Below are 20,381 nucleotides of genomic sequence, written 5' to 3'. Positions count from 1 at the left end.
CATGAAACATCCTAACAAAACGATCTTTGTGACAGGAGCTACAAGTGGGGTTGGCTTAAAAATAACTGAATTATTAGTAGCTCAAGGGCATACCGTTTATGCCACAGGTCGCAATGCCGTTGCACTAAAGGTGCTAGAGCGTTTAGGTGCTCAAGTGATCCAAGCAGATTTAACCAATCTACATACACTTGATAATGTTTGTGCCCAGCTACCACCGCTTGATGTAGCGATTCTTTCAGCAGGTGTAGGAAAGTTTGCTGTAGCCCCTGCTTTACAGGATGAGGATATTGCGCAAATGATCGAATTAAATGTTAGTGTACCGATTTATCTTGCCAAACGATTAGCCTCTAAGATGATAGAGCGCAAACAGGGTCATTTAATATTCATTGGTTCTCAGGCTGGGAAGGTGGCCACACCAAAAGCGAGTGTCTATGCTGCGACGAAACATGCTATTGTCGGTTTTACCAATGGATTGCGTATGGAATTGGCTCCATACAATGTAAAAGTGACAGCCATCCATCCTGGTCCCATTGATACACCATTTTTAGATAAAGCCAATGATACAAGTGGCTACCGAGAATCCTTAGGGCGCTTTTTATTGTCAGCGGAGGAAGTAGCACAAGAGACAGTGAAAACGATTGATCGTCCTGTTCGTGAGATGAATCTGCCTAGAATTATGGGATTATCGAGTAAATTGTATGCATTAGCCCCAGCGACCATAGAATGGTTGGGCAAATCATTTTTTCATAAGAAATAGCGAACTGTAAACATGCTTCAAGGGCATGTCTACGGTTTTTTTCATATTTATATATACGTGTAGATATAGTAGTGAAGAGGAAACGATGAAAAGGAGACTTTGATGTATACAATTGGTCAAGTTGCAAAATTTTTAGGAGTTTCTAGAGATACCTTAAAATTTTACGAAGAAAAGGGATTAGTAAAGCCCCAGCAAAAAAGTGAGAATGGCTATAGAATATACAATCATTTTGATATATACGATATCACAACAATCAATTTTTATAGAGAAATTGATGTTGAAATCAAAAAGATTCAGGAATTGAGAAAAGGCAAGCGTATAGATGACATCCAATCAATGTTAGTAGAAAAGGAACAAGAAGTATTAGAGGAAATAGCTTATAAAAAGCTCCAATTAAAAAAGCTCCAGCTTGTAAAAGAGGATTGTCAAAAAATTAGCCAATTTTTAGGAACGTATACTATAAAGGAAATGAAACCATTAGAAATAATGGGCGTAATAGATCATTATACAGCCTATGATGAATATGACTCGTTAAAAGAAAATGCAGACAGTATAAAGAAAGCGGTAATTCTCACATCTTTAAGAAGAGTTATTCGGTTCAATGATAGCGGAATGCTAGAAAATAAATTTATGGTTGTCAGGAAAGTAGAAAATAGCGATCATCCAATTAAAGGTGAAGTTTTAGCGCATCCCAAATGTCTTTATACAGTTATTGAAGATGGGCGTTGGTCTACGGGTGGCAAAAATACAGACGACAAAGTAGAGGCTAGTATAAGAAAAGTAGCTAAGGAAAATGGCTATGAGCTTTTAGGGCTTGTTTATATCAACTTATTGCTTACGACTTATGAAGAAGGGCTTGAACGTATTTTTTTAGAAATGTATGTACCGATAAAATAAAGGCAAAATGGGTTTGACCTGTGAGCAACCCCTAGGTTTATGCTGAAGATATTCAGATGAAATGGGGGATCTACTTGCCTAGAAAAAAGAAATTAAAAAAACCCGTAGCAAGCTTTATTGTTTTAACCAATATCATTTTTTGGCCACTTTTCTGTGTTGTAGGAGCCGTCAAGCTATTAGGCTATCCGACTTGGCTATTTGATATCGTACGCTGTCTATCGGCTTGGTCATCCACCTTTGCCTTTGCGCTACTTTTTCCAAGAATCTATCCTGAGCAACGTTTTATATACTTTGTCAAACAAAAATTCAAAAACAAACTGTCATTTTCAGTAATTGTTTTAATCGTGATGATACAAACAGCTATCTTTATCGTGATTTTGTTTCATATCAAGAATAATTATGAAGAAACCTCCATTTTTACGCTGTCCTCATGGGGCATGCTGAGCTTTTATTTTATTAAAACGCTTTTGTCAGGACCACTAGGTGAGGAGTTAGGATGGAGGGGCTTTGCACTGCTGGAGCTTCAAAAGAAGTACTCTCCATTAATAGCTTCTATTATCATAGGCTTTTGGTGGGGAATGTGGCATTTACCGATATGGTTTACAACAGGGTTTATAGGAATGGATTTGATCAAATATAGCTTCTTCTTTATGTTAACGATTATAGCTACGACCATCATCATGACAGTATTTTATACGATCAATCAAAATTTAATGATTCCTATTATTATTCATCAGCTCTTTAATTTTTTTATCGGCTCCATCAATGGAAACCTAATTGATTTAATTATGTATAATGCCATTTTATATTCGGCGGTGGCCGTACTACTTATTTTGATTAATCCTAAAAAAGTATTGTATAGGATACATCAGCCAAATAGCTAGAAAGAATCCAGTTTGTATAATGGATTCTTTTTTTCGTCCGTTGCTAAATTTATATTGTATACATTTATATAGATAGTAAAAAAACGTTTTTTCGCGTGAATTGCCATGGATTTCTTGTCAACCTTATACAAGGAACGACTTACTTTTGACAATAAAAATAAAAGTCTATGAATTTATAAAAATACACTTGTATTTATTTTTATAACATGATACTATTCGTGTATAAACTTTTAAATGAATGTATAAACATACATATCGATAGAGCAATGGAGGCGCATTTTTAATGGCAAATAAAAAAGTGGTATTAGCTTATTCAGGTGGACTTGATACTTCGGTAGCAATTCCTTGGTTAAAAGAGCAAGGTTGGGACGTAATTGCAGTATGTCTTGACGTTGGCGAAGGAAAAGATCTTGAATTCGTAAAAAATAAAGCTCTTCAAGTAGGAGCGATTGAATCATATATGGTGGATGCGAAAGACGAATTTGCTGAAGGGTATGCATTAATTTCTTTACAGGCACATACTTGGTACGAGCAAAAGTATCCATTAGTATCAGCACTTTCCCGTCCGCTTATCTCGAAAAAATTAGTAGAGATTGCTAATCAAGTAGGTGCAGATGCTGTTGCGCATGGTTGCACAGGTAAAGGGAATGACCAAGTTCGTTTTGAAGTATCAATTAAAGCATTAAATCCAGATTTAGAGGTATTAGCACCAGTACGTGAGTGGGGCTGGAGCCGTGATGAGGAAATCGAATATGCAATGAAGCATAATGTACCGATTCCTGCAACATTGGATTCACCATTCTCAATCGACCAAAACCTATGGGGTCGTGCGAATGAGGCTGGCATCATGGAAGATCCATGGGTGTCGCCACCAGAAGAAGCTTATGGCTTAACTGTTTCAGTTGAAAATGCACCGAATGAAGCAGAGTATGTGGAAATCGAGTTTGTAGCTGGTAAACCAGTAGCATTAAACGGAAAAGAAATGAAGCTTGCTGATTTAATTCAAGAATTAAATGCAGTAGCAGGTGCTCATGGTGTGGGACGTATCGATCACGTTGAAAATCGTTTAGTTGGTATTAAATCTCGTGAGGTTTATGAAATTCCAGGTGCAAAAGTGCTGTTAACAGCGCATAAAGAGCTTGAAGACTTAACGCTTGTAAAAGAATTAGCCCACTTCAAGCCAGTAATTGAGAAAAAACTATCTGAATTAATTTACGACGGTCTATGGTTCTCACCATTACGTGATGCTCTTGAAGCATTTCTTGCGCAAACACAACAATATGTGAATGGTACAGTACGTGTGAAACTATTTAAAGGACATGCGATTGTAGAAGGACGTAAATCTCCAAATTCATTATACAGTGAAAAGCTAGCAACATACTCGAAGGAAGATCAATTCAATCACGCTTCCGCTGTAGGCTTTATCGAGTTATGGGGTCTACCAACTGTAGTGAACTCATCTGTAAATAAAAAGTAATGTTGAACAAGCAAGGTGTGGTGAGGCATTTGTGCTTATACTACACCTTTTAATAAGTAATCGAGGAAAAGGTGAGCTGACATGACAAAACTTTGGGGTGGACGTTTCCAAAAATCAGCAGAAGCATGGGTAGACGAATTTGGCGCATCCATTGGCTTTGACCAGCAACTTGTGCTAGAGGACCTTGAAGGTAGTGTTGCACATGTCACAATGCTTGGTGCAACAGGCATTTTACCAGCAGCTGATGTAGAGGCCATTCTAGGTGGTCTTGCCCAATTAAAAGATAAGGCAATCGCAGGTGAGCTTGAATTTAGCGTTGCCAATGAAGATATACACTTAAATTTAGAAAAGATGTTAATTGATTTAATAGGTCCTGTCGGTGGCAAACTCCATACAGGACGTAGCCGAAATGACCAGGTAGCAACGGATATGCATCTTTTCTTGAAAAAGCGGGTGCAGGAAGCAATTGATTTAATTGTGACGTTCCAGCAAACGCTATTAGACAAAGCACAAGAGCATATTGAAACGATTGCACCAGGTTATACGCATCTACAACGTGCACAGCCAATATCCTTCGCACACCATCTAATGGCTTATTTTTGGATGCTAGAGCGTGATAAACAACGCTTTACAGAATCCATAAAACGTATTGATATTTTACCTTTAGGTGCTGGGGCAATGGCAGGGACAACTTTCCCGATTGACCGTTTAAAATCAGCAGAGCTATTAGGGTTTAGCGAGGTTTATGCAAACTCCATGGATGCTGTAAGTGATCGTGATTTTATCGTGGAATTTTTAAGTCATTCCTCCTTACTTATGGCACATTTATCACGCTTTGCTGAGGAGATTATTATCTGGTCTACAGATGAATTTAAATTTATCGAATTGGATGATGCCTTTTCTACAGGTTCGTCGATAATGCCACAAAAGAAAAACCCGGATATGGCAGAGCTTATTCGTGGTAAAACAGGGCGTGTATATGGGAATCTAATGGGCTTATTAACGGTATTAAAGGGTACACCATTAACGTATAACAAAGATATGCAGGAGGACAAAGAGGGCATGTTCGACACTGTTCATACGATTCTTGGTTCACTTAAAATCTTTGAAGGTATGGTTCGTACAATGACTGTCAACACGGAACGTTTACATCAGGCTGTTCACGCTGATTTTTCAAATGCAACGGAGTTAGCAGATTACCTTGCTACAAAGGGGATGCCATTCCGTGAGGCACATGAGGTGACTGGTAAGCTTGTCTTTACATGTATTCAAAAGGGCATATATTTATTAGACTTACCATTGGAAGAAATGCAGCAAGAAAGTGCGTTAATTGAAGCGGATATTTATGATGTACTAGCGCCAGAAGCGGCTGTTCGCCGCCGCCACTCCTTAGGTGGTACTGGCTTTGAACAAGTAAAAATCCAAATTGAGAAAGCGAAAGCCTGTCTTGTAGCCATTTAATTATTGCGTGCATGTCCTTGTGACTTTTTGCATAGATATTCATTAAAGCTGTCCTGTGAGGCACTATGAAAACCTTTATCCTTTTTCAACTGAGCCAGAGGGTGACGTGAAGAAGAGAACCTTACATATGTGAAGGACAATCCCCAATTCTGGAGACGCGGAATTGGGGTTTTTGTATAAGTAAATGTAGGAGGGATGAAGAAATGAATGAACGTTTTACAAAGGGGCTCGAAGCAATTAAACAATATGTGACAGAGGAAGAAGCAGCACGGATGATTGAATCCGATGCATTAGCCGATATAGCACCCGATTTACGCAAAATGATTATTGAATTTGCTTACGGTGATGTCTATTCACGGCCTGGGCTGGATGCAAAGAGTCGAGCCCTCGTCGTGATCACAGCAGTTGTTACACAAGGTGCTGCACCACAAACCAAAACGCATATTCAGCGTGGATTACATGCAGGCTTGACACAGACAGAAGTGGTCGAGGCACTTTTACAATTAGTACCCTACATCGGTTTTCCAAGAGTGCAAAATGCTTTAACGATAGCCCAACAAGTCTTTACAGAAAAAAGCTGAAGCATGTATAAAAAATAGGGAATGGCTCATAATAAGAGAGGAACCACTTATTAATCTAATCTGATGGGGAGGATGCAGAATGAGTAGTAATAGTCAAACACCCAAAGACCAAGAATCTCAGGAAAGTCCGCCACAACTGTTGAAGGTTGAAGCTTTTTAAATCTTAAGCCTAAAGGTGAAACAGAACATTCTGTTTTGCTATAGATTAAGAAGAAGCGTAAACCATATCAGTTAAAATCAAATAGAAGCAATAAGTGTCCATGGATCCAGAATTATTCTGGGTCCTTTTTGTTTCTTATTCTATAGTTCACAAGATCCGCTCTAAATGAAGTTCAAAGCGCTCCTAAGGAAGGAGAACCCGCTCTAAATGAAGATTAAAGCGCTCCTAAGGAAGGGGGATCCGCTCTAAATGGAGTTCAAAGTGCTCCTAGGGGAGGAGAACCCGCTCTAAATGAAGTTCAAAGCACTACTAAGGGAAGGCTCCCGCTCTTATTGTGAAAAAAACTCTACTCAACACCATAAAAAATTCCTTCATTTGACATTACAGAAAATCTGTATTACTCTATACGTAACAGATTTCTGTTTGGTTATAAGCAATACAGATTGGAGGGTTATTATGCAAATACAATTAGATCCAAACAGTGAATTGCAGCTATATAAACAATTGGCTAATCAAATAATTGAATGCATTGCAAGTGGCGAGCTGAAAAATGGTGATACTTTACCGTCTGTGCGTGCGATGGCTACGGATTTAGGTATTAATGTTAGCACGGTCAGTAAGAGTTATCATGAACTTGAAGAGAAGGGCTTAATTGAATTAAAGCCGAAAGCAAAAGCGGTCATTATTGGTGGTCAAAAGAGAGAGCTGGAAGAAACGGAGGTTGAAAAAGTCGAAAATGCCTTGAAGCCTATTATGGCGGAGGCTTTTGCGCGAGGGCTCGAAAAAGAGCAAATGACAAGTTTGTTCCAGCGAATTTTAAAACAATGGAAGTAGGGGTAGTATGCTTATAATCTTAGGCATCTTTATCATTGTCGGGATTTTGGAAACGATGACACCGCATTTAACAAGAAAAACGATTGTCTTTGGTGTTTCCATCCCAGAACCTTATGTCAAACATCCACAATTAAAGCTGTGGAAGAAGCATTATAGCCAAGTCATCGCAGGGATTGCAGGCTTATTTTTAGTAGGTCAAATAACTCTCTATCTTTCACCTATACAAGAGGAAAAGGCGTCTTTAATATCCTTTATCCTATTGTATGTCATGCTCCTTTTATCGTCAGGACTTTACATGAGTTATCATGTCAAAACTAAAAAATTAAAGGTGCAGGAGCAGTGGGAGGCACAAATTAAAGCAGTATATGTGACAGATTTATCGATCCGCCAAAATGAAGAAACATTGTCACCTATATTTTTTAGCGTACCCATCATCATCACACTTGCATTAATCGCTTTTACGTTCATGAACTATGAGTCAATCCCAGATGTTTTTGCGACACATTGGAATGGAGCTGGAGAGGTCGATGGTTGGACTCAAAAATCACGGCTCTCAGTCATCAGTATGCCGCTTATATTATTGGCAATTCAAATTAGTTTTTTCATGATGAATCAAGGCATGAAAAGTGCCAAAATCCAATTAAGTGCACAGGCCAAAGAAGCATCCATCCATCGGGAGTTAACTCAGCGTAAATACGGAAGCTGGTATCTGGCTGCCATTAATTTTAGTATGACAATTCTATTTGTTGTTTTACACTATACAACCGTTATTTTACAAGATCAAACGGCTCCTTACTTTTTCCCACTTTTTCTTGTCTTTAATGTCGTTACGTTGGGTGGTTTACTAGTGTTCATTTGGAAGCTCAGTAAAAGTAATGAACGTTTTGATGAGGTACATACAAATGAAACAGCTGTAACAGATGATCAATACTGGAAATGGGGTGTTTTTTATTGCAATAAAAATGATCCATCCTTATTAGTGCCTAAAAAGTTCGGGATCGGTTGGACTGTTAATTTTGCGAACAAATGGTGCTATATCTTAATTGCTATTACTTTACTGCCAATTTTATTGGTGATTTTCATATAGAAAGGAAGATTGGATGAAAAAATGGTTATTGATTTGCTGTACAATTTTACTTTTAGCTGCCTGTGGGCAAAAAGAGGTCACTGCTCAACATCAAGGAACAAAGGGGACAAATGCAATGAATGAACAGTTTATTGGAAAATGGGAAGGAACTATTGAAACGCCAAATGGACCATTACCGATTATGATCGATTTAAAGAAGGAAAGTGGTACATTATCCGTGCCAGCACAGGGCTTATCTAATTTTCCATTCCAAAGTGTGACGTATACAGGTGATAAAGTAAAAGTGGCCATTAATTTAAACGGTTCTGCTATTGCCATTAATGGCACAATCAAAAATGAACAAATAGAGGCTACATTTCAACAAAATGGTGGAAAATATCCTTTAATACTAAAGGCTTATAAAGAGCAACCTGTTACCTATGACACATTAAAGATTCCCGTTCAAAATGGCAATTTAACGGTAGCTGTACAAAAGGCTTCTCCATCCCCATCACCAGTGGCACTGATAATAGCAGGATCGGGGCCAACGGATAAAGACGGTAATTCCGCTTTAGCTGGAAAAAATAATAGCTTGAAAATGTTAGCAGAAGGTTTAGCACAACAGGGCATTGCGACGGTGCGTTATGATAAGCGAGGACTTGGAGATAATCAAGCGCTCTTAACAAAGGAAGAGGATGGAACGTTTGACCAATATGTTGATGATGCTGTGCAAATTATCCAAACATTGATGGCTGATAAAGCCTACACAAGTGTCCATGTGATTGGACATAGTGAAGGCTCACTCATTGGTTTGCTAGCGGCTCAAAAGACAGGCGTAGCATCCTTTGTCTCCATTGCCGGTGCAGGTAGACCATTGGATGAAGTGCTTTTAGAGCAATTAAAGGGTCAATTAGCACCAAAGCTTTTCAACGAATCCACGAATATTTTGACAGCTTTAAAGCAAGGGGAGCAAGTGAAAAACATTTCGCCAGAGCTACAAGCCCTTTTCCGTCCATCTGTACAGCCTTTCCTGATTTCCTTGCTAAAGTATCAACCTGCTGATGAGCTAGCCAAAGTAAAAGGACGTGTATTACTGTTACAAGGAACAACAGATTTACAAGTGAAGGAAGCCGATGCCGAGGCATTGAAGAAAGGCAAAAAAGAGGCAAAAATACTTTATCTAGAGGGTATGAATCACGTATTGAAAAAGGCACCAGCAGATCGTGCAGAAAACTTAGCAACCTATGCAGACCCTTCGCTGCCACTGCATGAAGAATTATTACCAGCAATTGAGCAATTTATTAAAAATGAAAAGTAGGATGATTAAACCTTGGGAGTTATTGTCTATTTAATTATCATGCTGCCGTTTCTCATCTTCGCCATTGTTCTATCGCAAGGTAAAGGAGCTTTTCTACTTGCAGGCTTTAATACAATGGCACAGGAAGATAAAGAACAATATGATGAAAAGGCATTGGCAAGATTTATGGGAAAAATGATGTATGGCTACTGTTTTTGTGTCCTTTTATGGATTCTAGACGAATTATTCCATACACAATGGTTATTTCACGTTGGTCTTGTGCTTTTTGTCGCACTCACGCTTTTTTTATTGATCTATGCGAATACAGGTAATCGTTTCAAAAAATAGCATGTAAGACAAAGTAGAACCATTTTATAATGGTTCTATTTTTTTGAAAGCGCTTTATGAAAATTCTTTAAAATCTAAATATTTGGAAAACCGTAATTTTAGTGTCGCGAATATGCTCGTTCTTACATTGTTTTTCTTCTTTTCTGTAAAAATAGAATTTTAAGAATAATTAGTATTATTATAGATGACATTAAAAAATTACTAAGTTAGGAGAATTCTTTGATATGTCGCAAATGTTAGCACTGACGATAGTACTTGCTATTCTTTACATCGGAGATATTGTAGCAACAAGAACGAAGGCGTGGATTCCATCTGTGTTCGTCTGTGCGGTATTATTTTTAATCGGCTATTGGACATTCTTCCCGAAAGATATTGTGAGTATTGCCGGGATTGGTCCAGTCGTTGCCACGATGTTAATGTATTTACTAATTACGAACATGGGTACACTTCTGTCCCTTAAGGAATTGAAAAACCAGTGGAAAGCCATTGTTATTTCTTTAGCTGGTATTGTAGGCATCATCGCCATATTATTTACAATTGGCGCCTTGCTATTTGATTTAAAAACGATGATTGTGGCAGTTCCACCATTAGTCGGTGGTGTTGTGGCAGCGCTAGTGATGTCAGAAGGCGCTTCTGCGGCTGGCTTAGAGGATTTAGCCGTCTTTGCCATTGTGATTTACGTCATTCAAGGTTTTGCAGGATACCCCATCACGTCCATTGTATTGAAGCGTGAAGCAAAACGTTTATTAAAGGAACACCATCAGGGGAATTTACAATCGGTAACAGAGGTAGAGGAAGATAATGAACAGTCATCTGAGCAACCGAAATTATTTAGGAAAATTCCTGCTAAGTACAATACAGAATACTTTAAATTTTTCCGTTTAGCGCTTGTTGGATTATTAGCGTATGGTACATCTACAGCATTAGCACCTGTAGTGACAGTCAATGCATTAGTGCTATGCCTAGTGTTTGGTGTGCTTGCATCGACATTTGGTTTTTTAGAAAGACAACCATTGCAAAAAGCAAATGGCTTCGGCTTTGCCATTATGGGCTTAATGCTCTTTATATTCGATGGCTTAAAACAGGCATCCCCTGAAATGCTGATGCGTATTATCGTGCCATTAGTTGTGTCAATTGTCTTAGCGGTCATTGGTATGTATATTTTCTCTTTCATCGCAGGGAAAGTTTTAAAGGTCAGCCCAAATTTAGCATTTGCTGTATCCTTAACAGCGCTCTATGGGTTCCCGGCAGATTATATATTAACGAATGAAGTAGTAAAATCGTCCACAATCGATCAAAAAGAACGAGATATGCTGTTAAGTCATATGTTGCCACCGATGCTTGTGGGAGGTTTCATTAGTGTAACGATAACATCTGTTATACTAGCAGGTATTTTTGTCAATTGGCTATAAAGAAGGAGAGAGTCAGCATGAATAAAATGAAAGAAATTATTGCAGAATTAAATAGTGAGCTTGTGACGATTCGTCAAAAATTGCACAGCGAGCCAGAGCTTTCTTGGGAAGAGTATGAAACAACGAATTATGTAGCAGCGTATTTAGAGAACCTTGGTATTCCGTATAGACGAACAGAGCCAACAGGCATTATTGCGGAGTTAAAAGGGGGCAAGGAAGGAAAAACCGTTGCCTTACGTGCGGATATGGATGCATTGTCAGTTTATGAAATACGAGAAGATATCCCGTATCGCTCTAAAACGGATGGTAAGATGCATGCCTGTGGTCATGATGCACATACGGCCATGTTGCTGATTGCAGCTAAGACTTTACATACGGTACAAGAAGAAATTGAGGGAACAGTTCGATTTATTTTCCAGCCAGCTGAAGAAGTAGCTACAGGCGCAAAAGCGATGGTAGAGCAAGGAGCAATGAAAGGTGTAGATAACGTCTTTGGTATTCATATTTGGTCACAAATTGACACAGGGAAAATTCAGTGCAATAAAGGTCCTGCCTTTGCCTCTGCCGATATTTTCAAAGTGCGCTTTAAAGGGCAGGGCGGGCATGCCGCAGTACCACATGATGCCATTGATGCCGTGATGATTGCTTCAACGTTTGCTTTGAATGTTCAAACAGTTGTGGCACGTACAGTCAATCCACTTCGACCCGCCGTTCTTACAATTGGAAAAATGGAGGTTGGTACACGCTTTAATGTAATTGCGGAAGATGCCATTTTAGAAGGGACAGTGCGTTGCTTCGATAAAGAGGTTCGTTCACATATCGAAGCGCAAATCCGTCATTATGCTGAGCAGATTGCGTCACTTTATGGTGGCACAGCAGAGGTTGTTTATGAATATGGTACACAAGCCGTCAACAATGATGTGACGAGTGCCAGCTTAGTCGAGCGCCTTGCAGCTGAACATTTTGGCGCAGAAGCTTATCATGTTGATGATCCGACAATGGGTGGAGAAGACTTTAGCTTTTACTTAGATGAAGTCCCTGGCTGCTTTGCCCTAGTAGGCTCAGGCAATACAGAAAAGGATACACGCTGGGCACATCATAACGGCCATTTTAATATCGATGAAGATGGTTTGCGCGTTGGAGCCGAATTATATGTACAATATGCGTTAACTTGGTTAAGCGAAAACAAATAAAGAGAAGTGGACAAGCTTCTTAGGAAATTAGTATAAATTCACCTTAGCTGGTCATAATAAAGAAGATTTCACTTATGAAATCTATAATGATGAGGAGGATGAAAAATGAGTAGGTTCGAACAACTAGACCCCAAATCTCAAAAAATCCACCGCAACTGGTCAAGGATTAAGCGATCAAAATCGCAAGTAAATGGTGAAACGGAGATTACCCTCCATAACCGTCTCTTGCGAAGTGAAGCAAAGGCCCGTCAGTTTTAATCATGCTAGAAAAGTAAGTGTCATCAAGCCCAGAAAAAATTCTGGGTTTTTCTTTATGAGTAAAATGAGAAAGATGTATAATATAAGTAATTTCTAACAGAAAAGGAGAGGAATGCTATGATTACGCCTATTCCAATTTATCTACAGCCATTTGCAGAAAACGTGCAGTTTATAGATGGCGTTGAATCACAGTTTCAGCTCCAATCTAGCGCAGGCAATAAACAATTTGAAATTTGGTATCACGGTGATTTGCTAATGATTGAAGGAGAGGAAATGCCTTTTATTACAGGCTCAACCGCTAAAATCGTTGCCAAAGATCCTTTAACAGCGGAGGAAATTTTGCTCTTTGATGCCACGCTACATGGTTATAATGCGCTATTTTGTGAGGCGTATACCGAGGCACATCATGACAACCGTACACTGGAGAAATATATTCTGCCTGTAACAGAAGTGGTATTATCATTTTTCTATAATATCGACTATGACGAAGAAATAGACGACTATGAGGTAGATGAACAAGAAAATGTACGGCTCATAAATGGAGAAACCGCTAACTGGGAAACGATTAAAAGAAATGGCTATGATGCATTTGCTTTTTATTTCAAAAAAGAAGATGGAACACTTTTAGCATTTGCTGAAGAAGAGCTAGCCTAATAGGAAAGGATTTTCGCGAAATGCAAATCATACAATTTACACAAGATTTAGCAAATCCAATACATCAATACAAATCCGTCGATACATTTTATAGAAAAATCACGAAAACGGAAATGCCTACGACGATCGGTTTCATCTATATTGAGCCAGGTGGAGTGGTTGGTATGCATGAAGCCCCCGTTCCACAGCTCTTTATCGTTATTAATGGAGAAGGATGGATTAGTGGTGTAGATGCTGAAAAAATCACGCTAAAAACAGGGCAAGGCGTGCTATGGCAACAAGGACAGGCACATGAATCTGGTAGTATAACTGGCCTAACAGCACTTGTTATCCAAGCGGAGCAGATAAATCTTACATAAATAAAAGTGTAACGGTAGTTGCAAGAACCGTTACACTTTTTCGTATTGCTTCACCCATTTAACTGTCTTAAGTAGATGACCATCAAATTGTTCATCAAATTCTTCTATCGATACAAATCCCTTTGCTTGATAAAAATGCATACCAAGTTTATTTTCTTTCTCTACACAAACAAATAAAGACGATAGATTTGGGAGCATACGTAAGCCTTCCTGTAAGAGTGCAGTACCAATGCCCTTACCATGCATATCAGGATGTAAATAAATCGCATATAGCTCCGCCTCACCTTGTGTTACATTTGAAAAATTAGCAAAGCCTACTAGCTTTTCATCAAAAATTGCAACAAGAAAGGGACTATTGATAAGACGTTCGATTAAACGTTCTCGACTATAGGCTTGTTGTATAAAACGATCTTGAATGTCATGAGGAATGATTCCCTCATATGTATAGTGCCAGCTTATTCTAGCAATTTCTTGTACAAAAGTAATGTCATTTTCTTGCATCTGTCGTATAATAAGTGTCAACACTTTTCACCTGCTATTCCAATTTTTTTCTTTATTGTAACATTTAATCATTCAAAGGGGGTCACTTTCATGCAAGTAGTTGAAAAAGCATTTGGCTATATCACGAGAACGCATGAGGATCAATTACAGGTACTCGTATTTGAACAGAATTCAGTTGGGGCAGGTATCCAGGTGCCCAAAGGTACGGTAGAGGAAGGGGAGACACCTTTAGATGCTGTGAAACGTGAAATGCTAGAAGAAACAGGTCTAACCACACTTGTCGTTCAAGCGTTAATAGCACAGGACTATTTTAATCATCCATCAGGTGTTTTACAGAAACGGTATTTTTATCATTTAACATCCGATGAAACACGAAATACATGGCAGCATCATCCAACTGGCTTAAACGAAGGGGATTTACTCTTTTCGTTCTATTGGATTTCAGCTGAGCAAGATGCCTTGCTAGCAAAGGGGCATGGGGATTATTTATACCGATTGTTAGCAAAGGTGAAAAATTGAACCTATCACAATTAAACCGCGTCTAGTTGACGCGGTTTTTATGTTGATTCAACTAAGCCTTGGCAGCAATCTCTAGGGCTTGTGCAAAATCAGCAATTAAATCATCCACATGTTCAAGTCCTACAGAAAAACGTAGAAGGCCATCAGTGATGCCACGTTTAGCACGCTCCTCAGGCTCCATAGCAGCGTGACTCATTTTTGCAGGGTAAGACAGAATAGATTCTACTCCTCCAAGAGAGACCGCAAATACTGGAATTGTCATCGCCTCAACCAATGCTTTTGCAGCAGCATAGCTTGGTAGTCGGAAGGATAAAACAGCCCCAGGACTCGTGCTTTGACGCTGATGAATAGCGTAGCCAGGGTGTGAAGCAAGTCCTGGATAGTAGACCTGCTCAACTAGTGGATTGCTAGCTAAATAGGCAGCAATTTTTTGTGCAGATTCAGCAGAACGACTAAAACGTACATCTGTTGTTTTAATGTTTTGGAGAAGTGTAAATGAATCCTGCACACCTAAAATATTACCGAATGAATTTTGGATAAAGTAGAGATCCTGTCCAAGCTTCTCATCTGCAGTAACCGTTAAGCCAGCAATAATATCAGAGTGTCCAGATAAAAATTTCGTTGCACTATGAATAACGACATCCACACCAAGTTCTAGTGGGCGTTGATGTAACGGTGTCATAAAGGTATTATCCAAGAATGTAAGGCAGTGGTGTTGCTTGGCAAGCGCCACTACACCACGAATATCTGTAATACCTAATGTTGGATTTGATGGTGTTTCCATATAAAGTAGTTTTGTAGCAGGCGTAATTGCCGCTTCTACAGCTTGTAGATCCGTAAAATCTACAAATGTATGGGAAATCCCAAAGCGAGGCAACACCTTTGTGACAAAACGATAGGTTCCACCATAAACATCCTCAGTCATGACGATATGATCTCCCTGCGATAACAGCATTAACGCTGCTGACACGGCAGCGATACCAGATGAAAATGCATGGGCACGAACGCCACCCTCAAGCTCTGCTACAGCTTTTTCTAACGCATCTCTTGTAGGGTTGCCTGAACGAGCATAATCATATTCTCCAAATTCATCTATACTTTCTTGATGGAAGGTAGAGGACAGATACATCGGGACGTTAACAGCCCCTTTTTTATTACCATAGCCATCACGAACACCTGCGTGAATGAGGCTTGTTTCAATACGTTGCTTCATCAATTACGCCTCTTTTCTTAGGATATCAAACACTTGTCGTAAGTCTGCAATTAAATCTTCAGCTTCCTCAATGCCAACAGAGAAGCGTAATAAACGATCACAAACGCCACGCTCCACACGCTCTTCATACGGCATATCTGCATGTGTTTGTGTAGCAGGATACGTAATAAAGCTTTCGACACCGCCAAGACTTTCTGCAAAAGTAATTAACTTTAAGTTACGAAGGAATGGGTCAATCCACTCAGGTTTTTGCAAGCGGAATGACAGCATGCCACCTTTTCCAGTATAAAGGACATCTGTCACTAACTCTTCTTCCTCTAAGTAAGCAGCAATCGCCTTCGCATTGGCATCATGTTGTTTTAGACGAAGATGCATTGTTTTTAAACCGCGAATAAGTAACCATGAATCCATAGCTCCTAGCACCATACCACTGCCATTATGAATAAAGCCAATGCGTTCGGCTAATTCTGTGCCTTTAGCAACCACTAGCCCAGCTAAAACATCATTATGACCACCAATATACTTCGTTGCAGAATGAAGCACAATATCTGCGCCTAATTCAATAGGGCGTTGGAAGTATGGCGTATAAAATGTATTATCCACAATTAGCCATGCCCCATGCTTATGTGCTAACTCCGCATACACTTGTAAATCAAATTCCTGCATAAGTGGATTTGTTGGTGTTTCAATAAATATTGCACGTGTATTTTCATTCATTAATGTCTCTACCTGTTCAACCGATTCAAATTTAGAATAAACAGGTTTGATATTATAAGTATCTTGGAAGAAATTAAATAGTCTATATGTACCGCCGTATAAATCATCTGGCACGACTAATTCATCGCCTGGTTTAAATAGGGATAACACCAATTGAATGGCAGCCATCCCGGAACTACAGGCAAAGCCCATATCGCCACCCTCTAAATCAGCAATTCCTGCTTCTAAAAGAGCACGTGTTGGATTTTTTGTACGTGTATAGTCAAAACCTGTAGATTCACCAATCCCAGTATGTTTATAAGCAGTCGATAAATGAATGGGCGGGCTCACAGCTCCTGTTGCTGGGTCACTTAAATTACCAAGTTGTACAAGCTTTGTTTCAATACTTCTGTTTAATGTCATGACGTCACTCTTTTCTTCAATATTATTAAAAGCAACTAATTTTGCTTTCAATTTAATAGTATTCTCAATAATTGTTACCAATTTAACATGGATACTAAAGAAGAACAAGTTGATTTCTGAAAATTAGCTAGATTATTTAAAGTTAATCACCTAGGAATAGTAGGAGATTAATTTACTTCCTGTTATTTTCTAATGGAGTGATCTTAGCAAGAATGAGCAGTTTCAAATAGAGCTAGAAGAAGTGGAGGATAGTTTCTAGTTAGCGGATACAAGATAGAAAGTAGAGGTTAAAACATGAAAAGTAGCGGATAGAACGTGAAAAGTGATGGATAGAGCAGGCAAAGTGAGGGATAGATTCTAAAGTAGCGGTTAAAACGTGAAAAGTAGCGGATACAACGTGAAAAGTGATGGATAGGTTCTGAACTAGCGGATAGAACATGAAAAGTAGCGGATACAACGTGAAAAGTGATGGATAGAGCAGGCAAAGTGAGGGATAGGTTCTAAAGTAGCGGTTAAAACGTAAAAAGTAGCGGATACAACGTGAAAAGTGATGGATAGAGCAGGCAAAGTGAGGGATAGGTTCTAAAGTAGCGGTTATAACGTGAAAAGCAGCGGATAGAACGTGAAAAGTGATGGATAGAGCAGGCAAAGTGAGGGATAGGTTCTGAAGTAGCGGTTAAAACGCGAAAAGTAGCGGATACAACGTGAAGGGTGATGGATAGAGCAGGCAAAGTGAGGGATAGGTTCTGAAGTAGCGGTTAAAACGTGAAAAGCAGCGGATAGAACGTAAAAAGTGATGGATAGAGCAGGCAAAGTGAGGGATAGGTTCTGAAGTAGCGGTTAAAACGTGAAAAGCAGCGGATAGAACGTGAAAAGTGATGGATAGAGCAGGCAAAGTGAGGGATAGGTTCTGAAGTAGCGGTTAAAACGCGAAAAGTAGCGGATACAACGTGAAGGGTGATGGATAGAGCAGGCAAAGTGAGGGATAGGTTCTGAAGTAGCGGTTAAAACGTGAAAAGCAGCGGATAGAACGTAAAAAGTGATGGATAGAGCAGGCAAAGTGAGGGATAGGTTCTGAAGTAGCGGTTAAAACGTGAAAAGCAGCGGATACAACATGAAAAGTGATGGATAGAGCAGGCAAAGTGAGGGATAGGTTCTGAACTAGCGGATAGAACATGAAAAGTAGCGGATAGAGCAGCCAAAGTGAGGGATAGGTTCTGAAGCAGCGCATAGAACGAAACAAAATAAAAACATCTGTCTCCTTCAGATGAGAGACAGATGCTTTAACAATAGGTTAGGCTTGTTCTTTTTTAAGCAAGTCGCGAATTTCTTTGAGAAGCTCTTCTTTGGCATCGAGTTCAGGTGTTGGTTCTTCCACGACTGCCTCTTCTTTTTTACGTGTGAGCTTCGTCATAATTCGTAAGGCCATAAAAATGGCAAATGCTATAATTAAAAAATCAATGATGGATTGTAGAAATACACCAAAATTGATTTGGGCTTCACCTGAGCCAAAAACAAAACTCTTTGTTAAATCAATACCACCCGTTAAAACACCGACCAATGGCATGATGATATTTTCTACTAAGGAGGTAACAATTTTACCGAAAGCACCACCAATAACTACTGCTACTGCTAGATCGACAATATTGCCTTTCATCGCAAATTCTTTAAAGTCTTTCCACAAAATAAATTCCTCCCTATTATTATCCAAATAAATGAATCAATCTGTATTTTACTATATTTTTACCAAACCTTTCAACTGCTTTCATGGTGGAAATGATGTGTTTCTTCTAAGAGGATGACTTCAATCTTTCAAAATTGAAAAGATCTACTGTATATTACGGAAAATTTGGTAATATAGAAAAAGAATACTAGATTAGGTGTGACGTATGGCTAAGAAAAAGAATAAGAAACCCATGTTATCACCCGCGACAAAATTGGGTATGATAGCATTATTGATTCCCATTGCAATTACCGTGTATGTTCTCACATTTTTTGCGTGGAAGGAGCTTCAAACATTACCGATTTTTGAAAAGCTTGTACAGCAAAAGGCAATCGAGGAGATTCAACAGCACTTCGATATGAATATTCCTGAGCAATACATTCCCGTTTATGTAGCTGCAGAAGAAAAATATGGTGTACCATGGACATTACTTGCTGCGCATCATCGTATTGAAACGCGGTTTTCTACGGTAAAATCAATGGTATCATCTGCGGGGGCAGAGGGGCATATGCAATTCATGCCCTGTACATTCGTTGGCTGGCAGCATCCCACATGCTCAGGTTTAGGAAAAGGAAGCATAACGAAAACTGAATTGATGAGTCCTGAGACAATTGCTAAATACGGAGGATATGGCGTTGACGCAAATGGCGATGGCATAGCCGACCCCTATGATATTGAGGATGCAGTATTTAGTGCTGCGAATTACTTATCTAAATACGGTGCTGCGACAGGGGATATTAAGAAAGCTGTTTATCAATACAACCATAGCAAGAAATATGTAGATGATGTGTTATATTACTACCAATTATATAATGATTTTCACGATGAACTCCAAGCAGCAGTTCTTTTAAATGAAAAAAAATAAAGAGCCATCACAATGGATGGCTCTTCATTACATATTTAAGTTGCTTTACGCATACCTTTTAAAATAAGGCTGACGATAAAGATCAACACGATGGCACCGATTAGTGCTGGGAACACATAGAAATCACTTACTCTCCAGCCCCAGTTCCCTAAAACCATACTACCAATCCAAGAACCGACAATCCCTGCAATAATATTCCCGATGATGCCACCAGGTACATCTTTACCTAAAATGACGCCAGCTAACCATCCAAGAATTCCTCCGATAATTAAATACCAAATGAAACTAATCATTACTTTCATCTCCTTAAATTTAAGATATAATGGCGATTACTTAGTTATACCCTGAATGGAGTAGATTAAACACTGTGATGTTGTTTAGTAATTATTACATGTTGTAAATGAGACTGTAGACAAGTGAATGCAGGCTCTTTTGCTGTCCTCACTTTATAGCTAATCCAACTGCATAAATTACTGTGAAAATGTCCACATTAACTACAATTACTTCTATTTTGTACATAGACCAATTATCGCTTACTTCTATAGTATGTTCATGCATTTAATTCGTACCAGAAATGCTTGCAATGCCCAATCTCCATCAGCAATAAAATAATTAGCCATTTAACTAAATTATTTACTACAATCATCTTTTCATTCATAAAAAAGTCCACTATTTGTTGAAGCAGAATTTCAATCCCCCGTGCAGTCACATATTTCTGAGGGTGAAATTTTTTTTTGCGAAAAAGAAAAATGGGTAAATTTCCACTTTTTAATAGTTTGAAAATTCTGTATAAAGGGATTATA

General features: G+C 39.0%; 22 protein-coding genes. 17 read left to right on the top strand and 5 right to left on the bottom strand.

The genetic code is table 11. The features are described from left to right. Nucleotide 1: 1 nt before the first annotated feature. The 15 genes from CD31_RS10315 (at nucleotide 2) to CD31_RS10250 (ending at nucleotide 13,638) form a co-directional block, all read left to right on the top strand. Entirely contained in the window at nucleotides 2-757 is a 756-nt protein-coding gene (locus CD31_RS10315) for an SDR family NAD(P)-dependent oxidoreductase (protein ID WP_036077391.1), read from the top strand. 102 nt (nucleotides 758-859) lie between these two features. Beyond that, nucleotides 860-1,654, top strand: a complete 795-nt coding sequence (locus CD31_RS10310) for a MerR family transcriptional regulator (protein WP_036077388.1) — start codon at nucleotides 860-862, stop codon at nucleotides 1,652-1,654. Between the two features lie 74 nt (nucleotides 1,655-1,728). After that, nucleotides 1,729-2,538 (top strand): CPBP family intramembrane glutamic endopeptidase, encoded by an 810-nt coding sequence (locus CD31_RS10305; protein WP_036077387.1) that lies wholly within the window; start codon nucleotides 1,729-1,731, stop codon nucleotides 2,536-2,538. 283 nt (nucleotides 2,539-2,821) lie between these two features. After that, nucleotides 2,822-4,015, top strand: coding sequence for an argininosuccinate synthase (locus CD31_RS10300; protein WP_004231366.1), 1,194 nt, complete (start codon nucleotides 2,822-2,824; stop codon nucleotides 4,013-4,015). Nucleotides 4,016-4,096: 81 nt separating this feature from the next. Continuing rightward, complete coding sequence (gene argH, locus CD31_RS10295) at nucleotides 4,097-5,476, top strand: argininosuccinate lyase (RefSeq protein WP_016992885.1); 1,380 nt, start codon at nucleotides 4,097-4,099, stop codon at nucleotides 5,474-5,476. 203 nt (nucleotides 5,477-5,679) lie between these two features. Beyond that, on the top strand, nucleotides 5,680-6,057 hold the full coding sequence (locus tag CD31_RS10290) for a carboxymuconolactone decarboxylase family protein (protein WP_036077386.1): 378 nt from the start codon (nucleotides 5,680-5,682) through the stop codon (nucleotides 6,055-6,057). A 616-nt stretch (nucleotides 6,058-6,673) separates the two neighbouring features. After that, nucleotides 6,674-7,051, top strand: coding sequence for a GntR family transcriptional regulator (locus CD31_RS10285; protein WP_016992883.1), 378 nt, complete (start codon nucleotides 6,674-6,676; stop codon nucleotides 7,049-7,051). Between the two features lie 7 nt (nucleotides 7,052-7,058). After that, nucleotides 7,059-8,138 (top strand): DUF1648 domain-containing protein, encoded by a 1,080-nt coding sequence (locus tag CD31_RS10280; RefSeq protein WP_016992882.1) that lies wholly within the window; start codon nucleotides 7,059-7,061, stop codon nucleotides 8,136-8,138. A 13-nt stretch (nucleotides 8,139-8,151) separates the two neighbouring features. Continuing rightward, complete coding sequence (locus CD31_RS10275; protein WP_036077385.1) at nucleotides 8,152-9,435, top strand: alpha/beta hydrolase; 1,284 nt, start codon at nucleotides 8,152-8,154, stop codon at nucleotides 9,433-9,435. A 12-nt stretch (nucleotides 9,436-9,447) separates the two neighbouring features. Next, nucleotides 9,448-9,762 (top strand): DUF3784 domain-containing protein, encoded by a 315-nt coding sequence (locus CD31_RS10270; protein ID WP_036077384.1) that lies wholly within the window; start codon nucleotides 9,448-9,450, stop codon nucleotides 9,760-9,762. 224 nt (nucleotides 9,763-9,986) lie between these two features. Next, complete coding sequence (locus CD31_RS10265) at nucleotides 9,987-11,174, top strand: hypothetical protein (protein WP_016992880.1); 1,188 nt, start codon at nucleotides 9,987-9,989, stop codon at nucleotides 11,172-11,174. Between the two features lie 17 nt (nucleotides 11,175-11,191). Next, the gene (locus CD31_RS10260) at nucleotides 11,192-12,367 is read left to right on the top strand and encodes an amidohydrolase (RefSeq protein ID WP_036077381.1); all 1,176 of its coding nucleotides are present in this window, start codon (nucleotides 11,192-11,194) and stop codon (nucleotides 12,365-12,367) included. 105 nt (nucleotides 12,368-12,472) lie between these two features. Next, a complete protein-coding gene (locus CD31_RS22975) occupies nucleotides 12,473-12,625 on the top strand; it encodes a YpzG family protein (RefSeq protein WP_004231380.1) in 153 nt (50 codons plus the stop codon). Between the two features lie 117 nt (nucleotides 12,626-12,742). Beyond that, nucleotides 12,743-13,279, top strand: a complete 537-nt coding sequence (locus CD31_RS10255) for a hypothetical protein (RefSeq protein ID WP_036077379.1) — start codon at nucleotides 12,743-12,745, stop codon at nucleotides 13,277-13,279. A gap of 20 nt (nucleotides 13,280-13,299) precedes the next feature. Further along, the gene (locus tag CD31_RS10250) at nucleotides 13,300-13,638 is read left to right on the top strand and encodes a cupin domain-containing protein (protein WP_036077377.1); all 339 of its coding nucleotides are present in this window, start codon (nucleotides 13,300-13,302) and stop codon (nucleotides 13,636-13,638) included. A 30-nt stretch (nucleotides 13,639-13,668) separates the two neighbouring features. On the opposite strand, the gene CD31_RS10245 is transcribed toward CD31_RS10250, so the two are convergent. Continuing rightward, nucleotides 13,669-14,160 carry a GNAT family N-acetyltransferase gene (locus CD31_RS10245; RefSeq protein ID WP_036077375.1) on the bottom strand — a complete coding sequence of 164 codons (492 nt, stop codon included), beginning with the start codon at nucleotides 14,158-14,160 and terminating at the stop codon, nucleotides 13,669-13,671. A 69-nt stretch (nucleotides 14,161-14,229) separates the two neighbouring features. On the opposite strand from CD31_RS10245, the gene CD31_RS10240 reads away from it, so the two are divergent. Next, nucleotides 14,230-14,658 (top strand): NUDIX hydrolase, encoded by a 429-nt coding sequence (locus tag CD31_RS10240; protein ID WP_036077373.1) that lies wholly within the window; start codon nucleotides 14,230-14,232, stop codon nucleotides 14,656-14,658. A gap of 52 nt (nucleotides 14,659-14,710) precedes the next feature. Here the strand turns inward: CD31_RS10240 and CD31_RS10235 are convergent, their stop codons facing one another. The 3 genes from CD31_RS10235 to mscL all read right to left on the bottom strand — a co-directional run bounded on the left by CD31_RS10235 (nucleotide 14,711) and on the right by mscL (nucleotide 18,674). Beyond that, a complete protein-coding gene (locus CD31_RS10235; protein ID WP_036077371.1) occupies nucleotides 14,711-15,871 on the bottom strand; it encodes an aminotransferase class I/II-fold pyridoxal phosphate-dependent enzyme in 1,161 nt (386 codons plus the stop codon). 3 nt (nucleotides 15,872-15,874) lie between these two features. Beyond that, nucleotides 15,875-16,990 (bottom strand): methionine biosynthesis PLP-dependent protein, encoded by a 1,116-nt coding sequence (locus tag CD31_RS10230; protein ID WP_036077465.1) that lies wholly within the window; start codon nucleotides 16,988-16,990, stop codon nucleotides 15,875-15,877. Between the two features lie 1,294 nt (nucleotides 16,991-18,284). Next, entirely contained in the window at nucleotides 18,285-18,674 is a 390-nt protein-coding gene (gene mscL / locus CD31_RS10225) for a large conductance mechanosensitive channel protein MscL (protein ID WP_036077369.1), read from the bottom strand. Nucleotides 18,675-18,879: 205 nt separating this feature from the next. Here mscL and CD31_RS10220 point away from each other — a divergent pair, with 205 nt between their 5' ends. Continuing rightward, a complete protein-coding gene (locus CD31_RS10220; RefSeq protein WP_036077367.1) occupies nucleotides 18,880-19,578 on the top strand; it encodes a lytic transglycosylase domain-containing protein in 699 nt (232 codons plus the stop codon). 35 nt (nucleotides 19,579-19,613) lie between these two features. Here the strand turns inward: CD31_RS10220 and CD31_RS10215 are convergent, their stop codons facing one another. Next, nucleotides 19,614-19,871, bottom strand: coding sequence for a GlsB/YeaQ/YmgE family stress response membrane protein (locus tag CD31_RS10215; protein ID WP_004231402.1), 258 nt, complete (start codon nucleotides 19,869-19,871; stop codon nucleotides 19,614-19,616). Nucleotides 19,872-20,381 lie beyond the last annotated feature (510 nt).

The sequence above is a fragment of the Lysinibacillus boronitolerans JCM 21713 = 10a = NBRC 103108 genome, assembly GCF_000772935.1.
Classification (GTDB): Bacteria; Bacillota; Bacilli; order Bacillales_A; family Planococcaceae; genus Lysinibacillus; species Lysinibacillus boronitolerans.
The sequence above is the reverse complement of the archived record's forward strand: the minus strand, read 5'-3'. Positions and strand labels throughout refer to the sequence as shown.

Coding starts and splice junctions, on each gene's coding strand:
- CD31_RS10215 (WP_004231402.1), bottom strand. CDS start 19,871: ATGATTAGTTTCATTTGGTATTTAATTATCGGAGGAATTCTTGGATGG.
- CD31_RS10255 (WP_036077379.1), top strand. CDS start 12,743: ATGATTACGCCTATTCCAATTTATCTACAGCCATTTGCAGAAAACGTG.
- CD31_RS10235 (WP_036077371.1), bottom strand. CDS start 15,871: ATGAAGCAACGTATTGAAACAAGCCTCATTCACGCAGGTGTTCGTGAT.
- CD31_RS22975 (WP_004231380.1), top strand. CDS start 12,473: ATGAGTAGGTTCGAACAACTAGACCCCAAATCTCAAAAAATCCACCGC.
- CD31_RS10280 (WP_016992882.1), top strand. CDS start 7,059: ATGCTTATAATCTTAGGCATCTTTATCATTGTCGGGATTTTGGAAACG.
- CD31_RS10265 (WP_016992880.1), top strand. CDS start 9,987: ATGTCGCAAATGTTAGCACTGACGATAGTACTTGCTATTCTTTACATC.
- CD31_RS10220 (WP_036077367.1), top strand. CDS start 18,880: ATGGCTAAGAAAAAGAATAAGAAACCCATGTTATCACCCGCGACAAAA.
- CD31_RS10240 (WP_036077373.1), top strand. CDS start 14,230: ATGCAAGTAGTTGAAAAAGCATTTGGCTATATCACGAGAACGCATGAG.
- CD31_RS10230 (WP_036077465.1), bottom strand. CDS start 16,990: ATGACATTAAACAGAAGTATTGAAACAAAGCTTGTACAACTTGGTAAT.
- CD31_RS10275 (WP_036077385.1), top strand. CDS start 8,152: ATGAAAAAATGGTTATTGATTTGCTGTACAATTTTACTTTTAGCTGCC.
- CD31_RS10250 (WP_036077377.1), top strand. CDS start 13,300: ATGCAAATCATACAATTTACACAAGATTTAGCAAATCCAATACATCAA.
- CD31_RS10310 (WP_036077388.1), top strand. CDS start 860: ATGTATACAATTGGTCAAGTTGCAAAATTTTTAGGAGTTTCTAGAGAT.
- CD31_RS10260 (WP_036077381.1), top strand. CDS start 11,192: ATGAATAAAATGAAAGAAATTATTGCAGAATTAAATAGTGAGCTTGTG.
- argH (WP_016992885.1), top strand. CDS start 4,097: ATGACAAAACTTTGGGGTGGACGTTTCCAAAAATCAGCAGAAGCATGG.
- CD31_RS10290 (WP_036077386.1), top strand. CDS start 5,680: ATGAATGAACGTTTTACAAAGGGGCTCGAAGCAATTAAACAATATGTG.
- CD31_RS10300 (WP_004231366.1), top strand. CDS start 2,822: ATGGCAAATAAAAAAGTGGTATTAGCTTATTCAGGTGGACTTGATACT.
- CD31_RS10315 (WP_036077391.1), top strand. CDS start 2: ATGAAACATCCTAACAAAACGATCTTTGTGACAGGAGCTACAAGTGGG.
- CD31_RS10285 (WP_016992883.1), top strand. CDS start 6,674: ATGCAAATACAATTAGATCCAAACAGTGAATTGCAGCTATATAAACAA.